The following is a 14,063-nucleotide window of genomic DNA, read 5'->3' on the forward strand; positions in this document are numbered from 1 at the left end:
CGCTAGTAAATGATGATGTAACCGTGAGACTCCGCTATCCCCCGAACCTCGTCCTTATCCTTGAGCGTGTAGCTCTTCCCCTCCAACGTGAAAATGTAGCCGCCCTTGCCGTCCGGTACCGCATCCTCCAACAGCGCCTCGAATGTCGCCGTCTTGACCATGATCTCCTCCCCCGTGCCCGATATTTTACTGTTCCCCGCAGGCTTGCCGGACCGCTGCGGCCAGGTTGCGCACATCCTGCTCCGTGGTCAGCCACGAACACATGAAGCGGGCGCCGCCGGTGCCGATGAAGGAATAGAAGTGCCACCCCGCCGCACGTAGCGCCGCGGTCGCCTGTTCCGGCATCTCCGTAAAGACCGCATTGGCTTGGCAGGGGTACATGAGGCGCACGCCGGGGATCCCGGCCAGTTCGTCTGCCAGCAGCCGGGCTTGGCGGTTGGCGTTCTCGGCGTTGCGCAGCCAGGCCCCGCTCTCCAGCATCCCGATCCAGGGGGCGGAGATAAAGCGCATCTTCGACGCCAGTTGCCCGGCCTGTTTGCAGCGGTACTCGAACTCCTCGGCAAGCGCCCGGTCGAAGAAAACCACCGCTTCGCCGATGGCCATGCCGTTCTTGGCCCCGCCAAGGCAGAGGACATCGACCCCTGCCTTCCAGCTCGTTTCCGCCGGCGTTACGCCCAGGGTTGCCACGGCGTTGGCAAAGCGGGCCCCATCCATGTGGACCCGCAGGCCGTGGGAGTGGGCCAGGTCGCAGGCGGCGCCGATCTCGCCGGGCGTGTAGACGGTTCCCAGTTCCGTTGACTGGGCCATGCTCAAAACCCGCGGCTTGGGATAGTGGATGTCGCTGCGCCGGGTGATGGCAAGCTCAACCGCATCCAGGTCCAATTTGCCGTTGATGCCGTTGGTGTGCAGGATCTTTGTGCCGTTGGAAAAGAACTCCGGGGCGCCGCACTCGTCGGTCTCGATGTGGGCCATGTCGTGACAGACAACGCTATGGTAGGAACGGCACAGGGATGCCAGGGCCAGCGAATTGGCCGCTGTGCCGTTGAAGACGAAGAAGACCTGGCAGTCGGTCGCGAACAGGCGGCGGATGCTTTCGCAGGCGCGCTCGGTCCAGGAGTCGTCGCCATAGGACGAGACATAACCGTGGTTAGCCTCCTCCATGGCGCGCCAGGCTTCCGGGCAGATGCCGGCATAGTTGTCGCTGGCGAATTGGTTGAATAACGGTTGCGAGGTGTGCTGGTCGTCCGATGGCATCTCGTCCTCCTATAAACCGCCTGTCTAGTATGCTTATGAAAATTAAATAGCATGGAGAGCCGGCGTGCCGCCAGAGATTTATTGTCCAACAAACAGCAAGGGGTTGAATATCTGGCGGCAAGCGAATAATATAACCATTTTACGTTTCAAGAATGGAAGGATTTCCTATGCATCCCAGCCGAATGCGACTTTCTCACAAGATCGTCCTGGTGTTCATTTTTACCTCCCTGCTCGTGGGGGTCACCGTACTGCGTACCCCCTCCGAAACCAGCGAGCCGGGCGCTTCGCCGACCGACAAGGCGATGGAGGACCTTTCGCGGGTGGAGTACCCCAGCCTCAAGAACATCAAATGGCATCCCCATTTCATCCAGCCGAATCAGACCTTGGAATCGCTCTTTGGGAATGACTGGATTTGGGTAGCGCGCTTCAATCGCATTGACCGGCGTCACGTGTATCCCGGCATGACGATCAAGGTGCCGGACAATATTGCCGATATCCGTGGCTATACGCCGCTGCCGCGTTTCTACGAGCCTGCCCGCAGCCACGACAAATATATCCTTGTGGACCTTACCGAACAGTGGCTGGGCGGTTATGAGCACGGCAAGCTCGTCATATCCGTTCCGGCCGCCACCGGCAGGGCCGAGGCGCCAACCCCCACGGGACTGTTTCGCATCAGCGCCCGGGATCAGAACCACACGTCGTCCCTCTACAAGACCCAGAACGATGAGGAACAGTATCCCATGGACAACGCCATGCGCTTTCATGTCGACGAGAAGAGCATCGGTTACTGGATTCATGCCCGGGACCTTCCGGGGCGTCCTGCCTCCCACGGCTGTATCGGGCTCTATGACGAGGCGATGCAGAAACGGGTCTTCGGGGCTCCGGATAAGCCGGTGCTGCTGGATTCCGAAAAGGTGTATGCGTGGGCTGTGGGGGAGGCGGATTACGAGGACGACAGCGGCAATCTTGAGGAACTGGAAGACGCGCCGTCGGTCGAGATCCGCGGCGAGTTGCCGCGGTATCTGCCCAAGAGTCCGTTCCGGCGGTAGCGCCTTTGGCAGAGGATAATCCTGAAAGTGGGGGGTAACACGATGCGGATGATTATGACGGCTTTGGTGTTGTTGGGTCTGGCGACGCCTTCCCTGGCGGCCAAGGTTTATCTGAAGGATGGCGGGGTAATCGGCGCACGGTCGGTCTGGCGCTCCCCGGGCAAGGTGCATGTGCTGGTCAACCGGGATACGTTGACGGAGTATGCGCCGTCCGAGGTCGACATGAAGCGGACCTTTCCCCGGCGGCACCACGTCGTGCGCCGCCGCCCCCATGCGGTGATCCCGCATAAGGGAGCGGCCGCCGTCGTGCCAACACAGGCGGCCGTTCCGCAGAAAAAAACCGGCACGGGCATGTCGCTGCCGTCGTTGCCGACGAAGCTGCCGGAGATGAGCCCCCCCTCTCTTGGTGGAAAAGAGGAGGGGACCATCAGGAAACAGAAGAAGGAGATGCAGGAACGGCTTAACGAGACCAACTAGGTGTGGCCGTTCTCGTTTAGCGCTGCTTCAGCCAGCGTGCCACATCCTTGGCGTGGTAGGTGATGATGATGTCGGCGCCCGCGCGCTTGAATCCGAGCATGGTCTCCATGACCACCCGCTCCTCGTCGATCCAGCCATTCAGAGCGGCGGCCTTTATCATGCTGTACTCCCCGGAGACGTTGTACACCGCCAGGGGCAGGTTGTAGTCGTTGCGCAGGTCCCGCAGGATATCGAGATAGGGGAGGCCGGGTTTGACCATGATGATATCGGCCCCCTCCTCGATGTCCGCCGCCGCCTCGCGCAGCGCCTCGAGCCGGTTGGCCGGATCCATCTGGTAGGAACGGCGGTCGCCGAACTGGGGGGTCGAGTCCGCCGCCTCGCGGAAGGGGCCGTAATACCCCGAGGCGTATTTCACCGCATAGCTCATGATCGGGATGGCATCGTAACCGTTATCGTCCAGAATCTCGCGAATGGCCGCCACCCTGCCGTCCATCATATCCGAGGGCGCCACCATGTCGGCGCCCGCCTGGACATGGGAGAGCGCCTCCTTTGCCAGGAGTTCCAGGGTCGCGTCGTTGTCCACGTCACCGTCCTTGATGATGCCGCAATGGCCGTGGTCGGTGTATTCGCACATGCACACGTCGGTGATGACCGCCAGCCCCGGCACCTCCTTCTTCAACGCCCGAATCGTCTCCTGGATGATGCCGGTATCCGAGTAGGCATCGCTGCCCACGGCATCCTTGGTCTCCGGGATTCCGAAGAGTATCACCGCCGGGATGCCCAGGGCATACACCTCGCGGGCCTCCACAACGATATCGGCGATAGACTGCTGATAGATGCCCGGCATCGAGGATATCTCCTTCCTCGGGCCGTTGCCGAATGCCGAAAACATGGGGTAAATCAGATCGTTCACCGACAGGCTCGTCTCGCGGACCATCCTGCGGAATATCTCGCTGCCGCGAATCCTGCGTGCCCTGAACTGGGGGAAAAACATGGTTGCCTCCCTTTCCTTGACAAGATGTGTCTGGAAATAATACTGCAACGTCCGGTCATAATGCAAGCGGCACGACCCGCCAACCGATCCGGCAGCGGAAAATAATCCTTTTCAAGCTTGCCATGTGGCGGTTTCGCGTTACAATCAGTACAAATGAGCATAGCGGTGCAGTTGTCTTTTGGGTTGTGCCGCGCCGCAGTTAGTGGTAAAAATATCGTTTCATTAGTAATGCTATGAAAGGAGAGCACATTTATGAGGAAAAAACTTGCATTGGTTGTGGTCGGTTCCATAGCGGCACTTGCAACCGCCGCGTCAGCCGGAAACAAGGAGGGGGCGTTCTCCCTGTCCCCCGTGATCGGCGGCTACACCTATGACGGGGTGCAGCATCGCGACACCACCCCGGTGTTCGGTGCCCGGCTCGGCTACAACTTCACCAAGGCGTTCGGCGTGGAGGGGCTTTTCGACTACGCGCATACCGAGTCGACCAAGTCGGAACAGAAATTCGACATGTACCGCTACGGCGGTGAGTTGCTGTATCATTTCTTCCCGGACAATACCCTTGTCCCTTATGTGGCCGCCGGCTATGCCGGTCTCAACTTCAACGACAACAAGCCGCAGGGGGCTTTTGATTACGGTGCCGGCTTGAAGTACTTCCTCACCGACAACTTCGCGCTGCGGGGCGACGTGCGCCATATCCTCTACAATTTCCAAAGCAAGACCATCAATAACGTCGAGTACACGGTCGGCGCCTACATCCCCTTCGGCGGGACGGCACCGGTCGTAAAAGCGGTTGAGGCCCCGGCCCCTGCTCCGGCTCCGGCGCCCGAACCTCCCAAAGCGGTGGAACCTCCGCCGGTAGCCCCGGCCCCTGCCGCACCCACGAGCACCCTGGCGGTTGCACCCGCAACCGTCACCAAGGGAGAGCCCGCCACCCTGAGCTGGACTTCGCGGAACGCCACCGCCTGCGATATCCAACCCGGCATTGGGGCTGTCCAACCCCAGGGTTCCATGAGCATCACGCCCGCCGATAACACCGACTACACCCTGACCTGCACCGGCGCAGGCGGTAGCGTCACGAGCGCGGCCAAGGTCGCGGTTACTGCGCCGGTCGTCGCGAAACCGGTTGCCAAGCTGTGCAGCCCCACGACGCTGGGGATTCAGTTCGACACGGCCAAGTCCGACATCAAGCCCAAGTACCATGACGAGCTGAAAAAAGTGGGTGATTTCCTCACCGAGAACCCGGGCGCCAAGGGCGTCATCGAAGGACACACCGACAACGTCGGTTCCCTGAAGATGAATATGGACCTTTCCCAGCGCCGCGCCGAGAGCGTGAGGGCGTACATCATCAAGAACTTCGGCATTGCACCTGAGCGGATCAGCGCCAAGGGGTACGGCCCCACCAAGCCGGTTGCCAGCAACAAAAACGCCGCCGGCAAGCAGAAGAACCGCCGCATCGACGCAAACTTCACCTGCGACGGCAAGTGATCCCATAGTCTGTGGCCCTAACCTGGCCGCGGTATGAACGCACAAACGCCCTTCCGGATTACCCCGGAAGGGCGTTTGTGCGTTTATTGGTGGTGGTATGGCGGGAGGGGTCAGGGTGCCGCCACCGGCAGTACGCTCCCGCCATCGGGCATGACCAGGGCCCGCCATAAGGGCGGCAGCAGGGCTTCGGCCTTTTCCATGGCTGCTGCGAGCGAGGAGGCGGGGGCCATGCCCATCTCCTTGACCTGGTGGCCCGGGAGCCGGGATACCAGGATGATGGTGAAGCGCTGCGCCTTCTGCAACAGGGAATAGGCGGTCTGGCCGTTGATCTCGTACTGTTCTCTGAGGGCGGCCTCGAACCGGTCAAGAGTGCGATGCCGGAACCAGTCGAAGAACGTGGCGTTGCCGAAGCCGTCCCGGCACTCGGCCAGGAGGATCATCACGCCTCCTGGCTTGAGGGCCTGGGAGGCGTACTCCATGGACTTGTGCGCCTGGATGAGGTTGATGTCCCTGGGAAAGCCGCCGCAGGAAACGACGACCAGATCGGCCTTGGCCGCCACCGGGTAGGAAAACGACTCCCGGTAGGAGCGGCATCCCCGTTCGTGGGCTTCGCGCCACTCTCCGGCAAAAGCGGCAACGATGCGCTTGTCCGGAGAGAGGACCGTGTTCAGGAGCAGGTCCGGTTCGACCATGGCGCAGGCCTCGACCATGGCCTGGTGCACCGGGTTCCCCTCCAGGTTGCCGGTGGTGGCCAGTGGGTTCTTGCCGCTGCCCGGCTGGGGGTTGAGTACGCAGAAGTGGCTCGCCATGCAGGCCTGACGGCTGGCGATGCCGGGCAGGAGCGCCTTGCGCCCCCCGCCGAACCCGGCGAAGTAATGAAAGCCGATCACCCCGGTCAGAATGAGCCGGTCGGCCTCCACAGCCCGGCGGTTGAGGCTGACCTCGATGTTGGCGGAGGTCTTCCCCACCGTGACCAGTCCGGCGCGGTCGTCGCAGTCGTGGTCGCTGACCCTGATGCGGCCATGGAGCGGGCCCAGGATCTTTTCGTGCTCATGGGGGGTCTGTTTGCGATGGATGCCGAGGGCGATCAGGATCTCGATGTTGCGGTCCGGTATCCCTTGGCGGTTGAGCCGTTCCACCAGCAGGGGAAGGTAAACCTCGCTGCCGGTGTAGCGGGTGATGTCGGAAGTAACGATGACGACCCGATCTCCCGGCGCAAAGTTCGCGAGCATGGGCTCGCAATCGTCGAGCGCCCCGGAGATGATCTCTTCGGGGGATTGGGAGGGGAGGGAGATGGCCGGCTCGATGACGCCGGCCAGGCGCTCCGGCGGGAGCAGGAGCGGAAACGAGGTCGATCCGTATTTGAGGTCCACTGATGTGCCTCCTTCGCCCCCCATAATCAAACAGGGATGAACGGGATGAGGGGGATGTGCAAACATCCTGTCTCTCCGGTCCATCCCTGTAAAAAGGATTTTCCTCTGGTTATCTCCCTGGCGTGCATGCCGGAAAGGGATCGCTTAGATCCAGGCGTCGCCGCCGTCGTACTGGAAGTCCCCGTTCTTTGCCTTGGGTGACACCTTGAATTTTGCTTCCCGGGCGAGGCGCCGCATCTTCTCGGCAGCGTTTTCCCCCAGGTCGGTCAGTTTCTCCCGCACCTCGCGTCCCGGTTTCGGGGTCAGAAGAAGCGCGGCGGCAGCGCCGATGACGGCGCCGGAGACAAAGGCAATGACTGCTGCTGCGGCATTATCGTTGGTGGTTGACATGGCAGGCTCCTTTATCGCGTGGCAATCGTGATGGGTAAGATCGGCAATGGATCGACTCCATATCTAGCACAGCAGGCGCTGCAACATAAAGCAAAATTTTCCGGAGCCCTAAAAATGTGCGCCCTCGGCCCCCCTTCTCCCGGATCGTGTGGGGAACGGCCGTTACAATGTTCGCGCCAGGTGCCTTCTCACCATCTCCTCGAAATCCGTATCGCGGTTGCCGGTGTAGACCAGGGACGAGCCGATCTCGGCGGCGAGGATCGCACAGAGATATTTGCGGGGCAGGTTCCTGATGCGCTTCCGAAAGGCCGGCGTCTCCCGCAGGAGCCGGGGCAGGTGGTTGAGGATCGCCTTCCGGAAGGGCGGTTGCAGGCAGAGTTCCGGCCGGGCGGAGAAAAACTCGAACAGCCGGGTGTAGAAGCTGTTGATGTTCAGGCTGATGGTGTCGGAGATCTCGGTGTACAGCAGGCTGTCGCCGGATTCGCGCCGCCGCCGCAGGATCAGGCGCGCCTCGTCTTCGGTCCTTTTTTCCAGGATGGTCAGCACGTCCTTGACATACGCCTCCTTGTGTTCCAGGAACTCCTCTTCGGACAGGAGCAGGTTGGCGATGATCTCGTAGGAGGAGGAGATGACGCCGCACTTGTTGGCCGCTGCGTCGCGCATGATCACCACCCCGTTCTTCTGGAGGCTGGTCCGGGCCTCGGGAGTGATGAAGGAGTTGGCCCCCTCCACGATCACCCGTGACGAAGGCGCCCCCGTTGCGTCGAGGAAGGTGCTCCAGTTCTGACCGTCGACGGTCTCGGGCCGCCCCCCGGCGGGGATGAAAAGATCGCTCTTTACCGTAAAGACGAGGCTGTTGTACACGCGGTAGAAGTCGTCCACCTCCAGCCATTCCTCCACGAGGCCGCCGGTTGCCCTGGCTACCTTGCGGTGGGTCTCCTTGAGCCCCTCGATCCGCCGGCCGGTGCGGTAGATGATGAAGCCCCCCTCTCCCAGGGCGTCCGGGTTGAAGGCGTCCAGGTCGTGGGCCAGCACGATGCGCCGCAGTTCCCTGCGGTCGATGCCGTTGGGGTCGTACAGGGCGGCGGTGCCGTCGAGGATCAGACGCACCTGCATGAGCGGGCAGCGCTCCAGCATGATGCGCAGGGCGTTGCCCGCCACGTCGCCGCCCGGGCCTCCGGTCATCTTGAGGGAGAAGGCGTCCCTGTTGATATGGATACCGGCCGCTTCGGCCATGGTGATCTCGGCGAATTTGACCACGCCGGTGGAGGTGACGCCGTATTCCTTGTGGTTGATGCCGATCCGCTTGCTGGACATGATGCCGATGCCGAGCATGTACCCCCGTTTTTTCGACAGGTTGGCTATGGCCTCGATCATGCCGTCGTGCATATTCTCGTCCGGCCCGATCTCGATCGGCTCGTCGTCGCCGTAGTAGTCCACCACCCGTGGGTCCCGGGCCCGGCCGCGGTCGGTCACGAAGATGTCCAGGAAAGCGTTGGCGATGCCGTATTGCAGCTTGTAAAGACGGCAGTTCTCCGCCTCGCCCCCCGCCTGCTCCAGGTCCGAGGCGTCCAGCACCAGGGTCATCTTGGAACCGCCCTCGTAGATGTCCTTGTTCTTGAAGTGCTGGGTGTTGGCCAGGACGTACACCTCGCGGAAGAGGGTATTGGCGGCGGTGGTGTAGTCGTCGGCGCTCCGGGCGATGACCGTGCGCCATCCCCCCCGGGCGATATCCGAGAACCCCACGTGGTAGCCGGCGCCGAAGCGGCTGAAGAAGAACGTCACCCGGAAGGGGAGGGTCTCGGGCAGGTCGGCGGTGAATTCGCGCCCCAACTCGCGCAGGTAGGCGGGGTCGAGACGGAAGGCCAGGGCCTGCTTGGCTACCACGAAGAAGTTGGTCTTGAGGGTGTGGGTGACCAGCAGCAGGCAGCAACGGTAGACGGCCCGGCGTATGTCGTCCAGCCAGCGGTGGCCGGTGTTGTATTCCTCGGCCGCCAGCCGGGTCTCGGCCAGGAGGTTGCCGTAGACCGCCTCCCGCCCGGCCAGGTCCGGGTCGAAGCGCGCCCGGAACAGGCTGATGAACCTCTGGGCCATCTCGGGATGGTCGTAGAAGGCCTTTTGCACATCCTCCAGGCCGAACCGGTCCGGCTGGCTATGGGCCAGGCTGGTGTGGCAGAAGGCGATGCAGGCGTTGACCAGGGCCGCGTCCTCGCCCGACATCTGCCCCTCGGTGACATAGTCCCGGTAGGCGGGCGAGGAGGTGGCGATGATCTGGGTGGTGCATAATTCGCGGGTCAGGCGCGCCGCCAGTTCGCTCTCCGGCGCCAGGATCTCCCCCTGGCGGTTGATGACGAAAAAGGCCCCCAGGAAGTACGGATGGATGCCGTTGGAGATGGTGTGGCAATAGGCGCGGCGGATACCGATATCCAGGCGGTTGAAGATTTCCAGCACCTGGAGCAGGAATTCATTCTGGGGCGGGTTGCCCACGGCGAACAGCACCCGCGTTTCCGGGTGGTCTTCGCGCACCACCTCTCTGATGTCCAGAAACAGGCCGCCCGCAGCGTTGCCGCGTTCAAAGAGCCAGATCAGCCAGGCCAGCCGCGACGGCGGCGTCATACGGACAAAATCCTCGTCATTGAGCCAGAGTATCTTCAGCAGGTGGTCGAGCTTTTTCGGGTCGAACTCCGGAAAGGAACAGCGCAACTCGGCGCGGATCTTGCGGGTCAGCGCGAGGGGAATCGCCACCTGCCGGCTCAGGTCGATCTCGTGGTTCTGGCGGCGGTCGAACTCGAAACGCTGCACCTCCAGTTCATGCTCCATGCCGGGCATGGGCGCGTTGGAGTGGGAGAACATGGCATAGGAAATCTCCTGCTCTCCCACCCGGCGCAAGGTCTCGTAGAGGGAGCCGGGCTGATTGACGCAGGCGATCACCAGGCGTTTCTCCCGGTCCGTCAGGATCAGGCTGCGGTTGTCGCGCAGGCGGCCCATCTCGCGGGCCAGCAGTGTCAACGCCTCTTGCTCGTCGGCCATGGCTTGAAAGAAGTAGGGGCTCATGTGCCGCTGGAGCCAATCGGCATTTTGCACGGTGATTTCCCGCTCGGCCCTGGCCGAACGGCGGATAACGGAAGGAAGGTTCATCGGATTGCTCCTGGCGTGTGGGATGGTGGTCCGTGCCCCATAGTATACCGTCTCTCCGCCGCTCCGCAATGCCTTGCCCGCAATTTGCCGCGGCAATCCTTTGCTTGACCGCGCCCGGTCAAATTGCTATAGTCAAACACCGTTGTTTTATTCTGTTGTAATCGCCAGGAACCCAGCATCGACAAGGGGTTGGCGGGATTCTGGCCGGGAGCGGCGCATGGCGTTGGAGCGTGGTTGCATACAGGTGTACACCGGCAACGGCAAGGGGAAGACCACCGCGGCTCTCGGTCTGGCCCTGCGGGCCGTCGGCCGCGGGCTCAAGGTGTGCGTCTTCCAGTTCATCAAAGGGGGCGGCCCCTACGGTGAGCACCTGATCGCCGGCAATCTGGCCCCATTGTTCACCATCATCCAGACCGGACGGCCCGGCTGGGTCAATACCAAGGACATCACCAAGGACCGCCAGGTGGCCCAGGAAGCCTTGGAACGGGCCAAGGGCATCCTCGCCTCGGGCGAGTACGACCTGGTGGTTCTGGACGAGATCAACGGCGCCGTGGGGTTCGGGCTGGTGGATGTGGAACAGGTCCTGGAACTCATCGGCCTCAAGCCGGAAAAGACCGAACTGGTCCTGACTGGCCGCAACGCCCATGAAAAGGTGATCGAAACAGCCGACCTGGTGACCGAGATGCGCGAGATCAAGCATTACTACAAGGCCGGGGTGCCAGCCCGCACGGGAATAGAGATGTGACCACGAATCCGGAAAAAGTCCATCCGGTTCGTTGCGCTCATGATCGCCGCTGCGACGTACCGCACGGGTACGTCTCACTCCTCGCATTTCGCGCGCCTGCCGGCTGGAGCTTTTTGCGGATTCGTTATTGAAACAGGATTGGGCTTATACATTTCATATCGGAGGTACCTTTCATGGCTTCAAGAACATTACGCGTGCTTGTGGGCAAACCGGGGCTGGACGGTCACGACCGGGGGGCGAAGATCATTGCCCGCGCCTTCCGCGACGCCGGTTTCGAGGTCATCTACACCGGCCTGCACCAGACGCCGGAGCAGATCGTCTCGGCCGCCATCCAGGAGGACGTGGACTGCGTCGGCCTGTCGATCCTGTCCGGGGCGCACAACACCCTGCTGCCCCGTATCTGCCAACTCTTCAAGGAGAAGAACGCCGACGACATCAAGGTCTTCGGCGGCGGGGTCATCCCCGAGGACGACATCCCCGGTCTCAAGGCGGCCGGCATCTGCGAGATCTTCACCCCCGGCACCTCCACGGACGACATCGTCTCCTGGGTGAAGGACAACGTGATCCCGCGGGCATAGCCGTCGTCGGTTCTTTGTGTATGAAAAAGCCGCCCTGGATTACCGGGGCGGTTTTTTTGTCGAATGAGTAAAGTTGATGCCGCTTGATGTTGCTGTAAAAGACTATTATAGTCTTATTATGACGCAGCACCGAATCCCCTATCCATGAACGGAGAAAACCATGAAACTCGAAAACAAAACCATTCTGGTAACCGGGTCGAATAGAGGCATCGGCAAGGCCTTGGTTGCAGCGTTGCTCAAACACCCTGTCACGAGAATCTACGCGGCGGCCCGCAAGACCGAAGATCTCCCGGCATTCGGCGATAGCCGCGTGGTGCCGCTGAAGCTGGACATTACCGACCTGGACCTCGTCAAAAAGGCTGCCGGTCTGGCGCAGGATGTGGATCTGCTCATCAACAACGCCGGTGTCGCCACCTTTTCGTCCGTTGTTACCAGTGAACCGGACGCGCTGAAACACGATATGGAGGTGAATTATCTGGGCACGCTCAACGTGGTCCGCTCCTTTGCGCCGGTACTGGAGAAGCGGGGCGGCGGCGCCATTGCCAATGTCATCTCCGTTGTCGGCCTCGCAAACATGGCCGCCGCAGGCGGTTACAGCGCTTCAAAGGCGGCGCTCTTTTCCGCGACCCAGGCCATGCGCGCCGAATTGAAGGCCAAAGGCATTTCCGTGCACGGCATCTTCCCCGGTCCGATCGATACCGACATGGCCCGCGACTTCGACATGCCCAAAACCGGCGCCCAGGAAACGGCGGAGAACATCATCAAAGGTCTCCTTGCGGATCAGGAGGATATCTTTCCCGATCCCATGTCCGCGCAGGTGGGCGAGTTGTGGGCGAAAGACCCGAAAGGCCTTGAGCGCCAGTTTTCAGGCATGTAATTGGGGGCTGGTTCATACACAACAAAACCGCCCAGGATCACCGGGGCGGTTTTGTTGTTCGAATGGACAAAGGTTGTGTCAGGCCGCTTTGCGGGCAAGGCCCTCCGCGATGTAGGTTGCGGCAAGGGTGTTGATGCTACCCCGCAGTCTTACTTTGCCTTCGTCTATTTTTGCACACTTATCTCAAACACCGCCCGTTTGTCTTCTGGAACACTCAGGATGTCATTGGTAGCTTGTGTGATGCCGAGTTCATTTTCCCAGATGTAGGGCGGTGGCGAATATTGTTTTCCGGTTACAGGTTTCACTGCATTGGGGTCCGATGTAATTGACCTAAGCGTATTTGCACTTGATGAAATGGCTGGCCGGTGAGCGGGTATAGAGAACGCACGTCCGCTTATTGCTGGAGTGGACTGACTGCTGGGTGGAAAATAGTCTTTGTTTTCTGCCCGTCCTTCCGCTTTTTCTTGGTCCGCTTTATTCGATGGAATCCCATTTTCAATATCTACTTGCGGGCGATAATTTTTTGTAAAAGACAGTGTGGTAATAAAACCTACTGATTTTAGGCCGTTTGATAAATTGTTTTCAATGCTAACCCTGACAACGGTGTTTTCCAGGGTCCAAGAAGAGGTGGTCGTATTTCTGACATACTCACCAAAAGTTTCAGTTCTTTTGTTTTCAACACGATTGTCACCGAATTTTTCATTACACCAACTCACATATTGTGTGTAATCATCAGTATTTACTCTGTTGATAGAATAAATAGCGAATGAATTTACTTCCTTGGTTTTGGTATTTACATACATGTTCATTGCTTCGGCGCTTAAATTACTTATGCTGATTGGTGTTGTATAATTGTCACTTATTTTGGTGTCTCCAATACCAGACCATCCTCCTGACTTCCATGGTGCCGACTTGTACAACTCACTGTCTTCAAAGGTCTCCCACTTGTATGTGGACCAGAAGTCCCTGCTTTCTAACAGTTTGGTTAATTCCGATGTCGCACCATTGGAAGCAGTGGCGGATGTAAGGATTGTCAATGTAACAAGTAAAAATCCCAGGAGTTTATTCATTATATGTCTCCTCATGCCGTGGAGCGTAGCGAAATGAAATGGGCACCAATAAGCAGCCTGTCCCCTTATTGGTGCCCATAGCAGGCGAATGTTCTTTGGATCATTTTACAAAACCACCCGTTCGAACTTCTCTAAGACACCCTTGATAAAATACCAAAATATGTTGCAGTGAAGAGCCCTCAGTGTATATCCATTCTACATACGGCTCCTTTTTCAGCCAAGTATAGGGCTCACCACTTTTATAGCAAGGGTTCTCTTCCGGGTTAAAATGCATCGGGGCACTCATGTCATTCGTTTTGAAAGCAGGGGGATCGCACTTAGCTTCCACCGTGGCAATTTTGTCTCCGGTCGAGACAATAGCGCCGTTGGGACAGCTAAAGTTGTCGGCATATGCCAGCATGCCCGAGAAATAGAAAACAGCGGCTACAGCAATATCTGTCCATTTCATATTTTTCTCCACACTATTGGTTCCAGCATATGATTGGACGGTCCATTATCAGAGATATTTCGCAGAAAACAACTATGACATATTCTGTCTTGACCCTTGATTGTTGCTTCGGTGTTTAACTATCTGAATTGTAGAGGCGAACTGCTGTTCGCCCAATCAGGGCGCATGCAATGCGCCCCTACGCC

The 14,063-nt window shown here is 59.7% G+C and carries 14 protein-coding genes; 6 read left to right on the forward strand and 8 right to left on the reverse strand.

The window, feature by feature from the left end:
• Nucleotides 1-2 precede the first annotated feature (2 nt).
• A complete protein-coding gene (locus F6V30_RS17225; protein WP_191965756.1) occupies nucleotides 3-161 on the reverse strand; it encodes a hypothetical protein in 159 nt (52 codons plus the stop codon).
• A 25-nt stretch (nucleotides 162-186) separates the two neighbouring features.
• Nucleotides 187-1,254 carry a threonine aldolase family protein gene (locus F6V30_RS16505; RefSeq protein WP_151158283.1) on the reverse strand — a complete coding sequence of 356 codons (1,068 nt, stop codon included), beginning with the start codon at nucleotides 1,252-1,254 and terminating at the stop codon, nucleotides 187-189.
• 167 nt (nucleotides 1,255-1,421) lie between these two features.
• Here F6V30_RS16505 and F6V30_RS16510 point away from each other — a divergent pair, with 167 nt between their 5' ends.
• Both F6V30_RS16510 and F6V30_RS16515 read left to right on the forward strand, forming a co-directional pair.
• Nucleotides 1,422-2,303, forward strand: a complete 882-nt coding sequence (locus F6V30_RS16510; protein ID WP_151158285.1) for a L,D-transpeptidase — start codon at nucleotides 1,422-1,424, stop codon at nucleotides 2,301-2,303.
• A 42-nt stretch (nucleotides 2,304-2,345) separates the two neighbouring features.
• The gene (locus F6V30_RS16515) at nucleotides 2,346-2,780 is read left to right on the forward strand and encodes a hypothetical protein (protein WP_151158287.1); all 435 of its coding nucleotides are present in this window, start codon (nucleotides 2,346-2,348) and stop codon (nucleotides 2,778-2,780) included.
• A gap of 16 nt (nucleotides 2,781-2,796) precedes the next feature.
• Here F6V30_RS16515 and hemB read toward each other — a convergent pair whose 3' ends face one another.
• A complete protein-coding gene (gene hemB, locus F6V30_RS16520; protein WP_151158289.1) occupies nucleotides 2,797-3,774 on the reverse strand; it encodes a porphobilinogen synthase in 978 nt (325 codons plus the stop codon).
• Nucleotides 3,775-4,026: 252 nt separating this feature from the next.
• Here hemB and F6V30_RS16525 point away from each other — a divergent pair, with 252 nt between their 5' ends.
• Nucleotides 4,027-5,259, forward strand: a complete 1,233-nt coding sequence (locus tag F6V30_RS16525) for an OmpA family protein (RefSeq protein ID WP_151158291.1) — start codon at nucleotides 4,027-4,029, stop codon at nucleotides 5,257-5,259.
• Between the two features lie 110 nt (nucleotides 5,260-5,369).
• Here F6V30_RS16525 and F6V30_RS16530 read toward each other — a convergent pair whose 3' ends face one another.
• The 3 genes from F6V30_RS16530 to F6V30_RS16540 form a co-directional block, all read right to left on the reverse strand.
• Complete coding sequence (locus F6V30_RS16530; protein ID WP_151158293.1) at nucleotides 5,370-6,632, reverse strand: lactate racemase domain-containing protein; 1,263 nt, start codon at nucleotides 6,630-6,632, stop codon at nucleotides 5,370-5,372.
• Nucleotides 6,633-6,776: 144 nt separating this feature from the next.
• On the reverse strand, nucleotides 6,777-7,022 hold the full coding sequence (locus tag F6V30_RS16535) for a YtxH domain-containing protein (RefSeq protein ID WP_149308891.1): 246 nt from the start codon (nucleotides 7,020-7,022) through the stop codon (nucleotides 6,777-6,779).
• A 162-nt stretch (nucleotides 7,023-7,184) separates the two neighbouring features.
• Nucleotides 7,185-10,160: an NAD-glutamate dehydrogenase domain-containing protein gene (locus F6V30_RS16540; protein WP_151158295.1), complete on the reverse strand. Its 2,976-nt coding sequence runs from the start codon at nucleotides 10,158-10,160 to the stop codon at nucleotides 7,185-7,187.
• A gap of 217 nt (nucleotides 10,161-10,377) precedes the next feature.
• Between F6V30_RS16540 and cobO the strand changes: the two genes are divergently transcribed.
• The 3 genes from cobO (at nucleotide 10,378) to F6V30_RS16555 (ending at nucleotide 12,360) form a co-directional block, all read left to right on the forward strand.
• Nucleotides 10,378-10,905 carry a cob(I)yrinic acid a,c-diamide adenosyltransferase gene (gene cobO / locus F6V30_RS16545; RefSeq protein ID WP_151158297.1) on the forward strand — a complete coding sequence of 176 codons (528 nt, stop codon included), beginning with the start codon at nucleotides 10,378-10,380 and terminating at the stop codon, nucleotides 10,903-10,905.
• 173 nt (nucleotides 10,906-11,078) lie between these two features.
• A complete protein-coding gene (locus tag F6V30_RS16550; RefSeq protein ID WP_149308885.1) occupies nucleotides 11,079-11,483 on the forward strand; it encodes a cobalamin B12-binding domain-containing protein in 405 nt (134 codons plus the stop codon).
• A 160-nt stretch (nucleotides 11,484-11,643) separates the two neighbouring features.
• On the forward strand, nucleotides 11,644-12,360 hold the full coding sequence (locus tag F6V30_RS16555) for an SDR family oxidoreductase (RefSeq protein ID WP_151158299.1): 717 nt from the start codon (nucleotides 11,644-11,646) through the stop codon (nucleotides 12,358-12,360).
• 164 nt (nucleotides 12,361-12,524) lie between these two features.
• Here F6V30_RS16555 and F6V30_RS16560 read toward each other — a convergent pair whose 3' ends face one another.
• A complete protein-coding gene (locus tag F6V30_RS16560; protein ID WP_151158301.1) occupies nucleotides 12,525-13,430 on the reverse strand; it encodes a hypothetical protein in 906 nt (301 codons plus the stop codon).
• Between the two features lie 100 nt (nucleotides 13,431-13,530).
• Nucleotides 13,531-13,878, reverse strand: coding sequence for a DUF2845 domain-containing protein (locus F6V30_RS16565; protein WP_149308873.1), 348 nt, complete (start codon nucleotides 13,876-13,878; stop codon nucleotides 13,531-13,533).
• Nucleotides 13,879-14,063: the final 185 nt, after the last annotated feature.

The organism is Oryzomonas sagensis (assembly GCF_008802355.1).
Lineage (GTDB): Bacteria > Desulfobacterota > Desulfuromonadia > Geobacterales > Pseudopelobacteraceae > Oryzomonas > Oryzomonas sagensis.

Excerpts from the sequence above, each read along its gene's own strand:
- F6V30_RS17225 (WP_191965756.1), bottom strand. The coding sequence starts at position 161 with ATGGTCAAGACGGCGACATTCGAGGCGCTGTTGGAGGATGCGGTACCG.
- F6V30_RS16505 (WP_151158283.1), bottom strand. The coding sequence starts at position 1,254 with ATGCCATCGGACGACCAGCACACCTCGCAACCGTTATTCAACCAATTC.
- F6V30_RS16510 (WP_151158285.1), top strand. The coding sequence starts at position 1,422 with ATGCATCCCAGCCGAATGCGACTTTCTCACAAGATCGTCCTGGTGTTC.
- F6V30_RS16515 (WP_151158287.1), top strand. The coding sequence starts at position 2,346 with ATGCGGATGATTATGACGGCTTTGGTGTTGTTGGGTCTGGCGACGCCT.
- hemB (WP_151158289.1), bottom strand. The coding sequence starts at position 3,774 with ATGTTTTTCCCCCAGTTCAGGGCACGCAGGATTCGCGGCAGCGAGATA.
- F6V30_RS16525 (WP_151158291.1), top strand. The coding sequence starts at position 4,027 with ATGAGGAAAAAACTTGCATTGGTTGTGGTCGGTTCCATAGCGGCACTT.
- F6V30_RS16535 (WP_149308891.1), bottom strand. The coding sequence starts at position 7,022 with ATGTCAACCACCAACGATAATGCCGCAGCAGCAGTCATTGCCTTTGTC.
- F6V30_RS16540 (WP_151158295.1), bottom strand. The coding sequence starts at position 10,160 with ATGAACCTTCCTTCCGTTATCCGCCGTTCGGCCAGGGCCGAGCGGGAA.
- cobO (WP_151158297.1), top strand. The coding sequence starts at position 10,378 with ATGGCGTTGGAGCGTGGTTGCATACAGGTGTACACCGGCAACGGCAAG.
- F6V30_RS16550 (WP_149308885.1), top strand. The coding sequence starts at position 11,079 with ATGGCTTCAAGAACATTACGCGTGCTTGTGGGCAAACCGGGGCTGGAC.
- F6V30_RS16555 (WP_151158299.1), top strand. The coding sequence starts at position 11,644 with ATGAAACTCGAAAACAAAACCATTCTGGTAACCGGGTCGAATAGAGGC.
- F6V30_RS16560 (WP_151158301.1), bottom strand. The coding sequence starts at position 13,430 with ATGAATAAACTCCTGGGATTTTTACTTGTTACATTGACAATCCTTACA.
- F6V30_RS16565 (WP_149308873.1), bottom strand. The coding sequence starts at position 13,878 with ATGAAATGGACAGATATTGCTGTAGCCGCTGTTTTCTATTTCTCGGGC.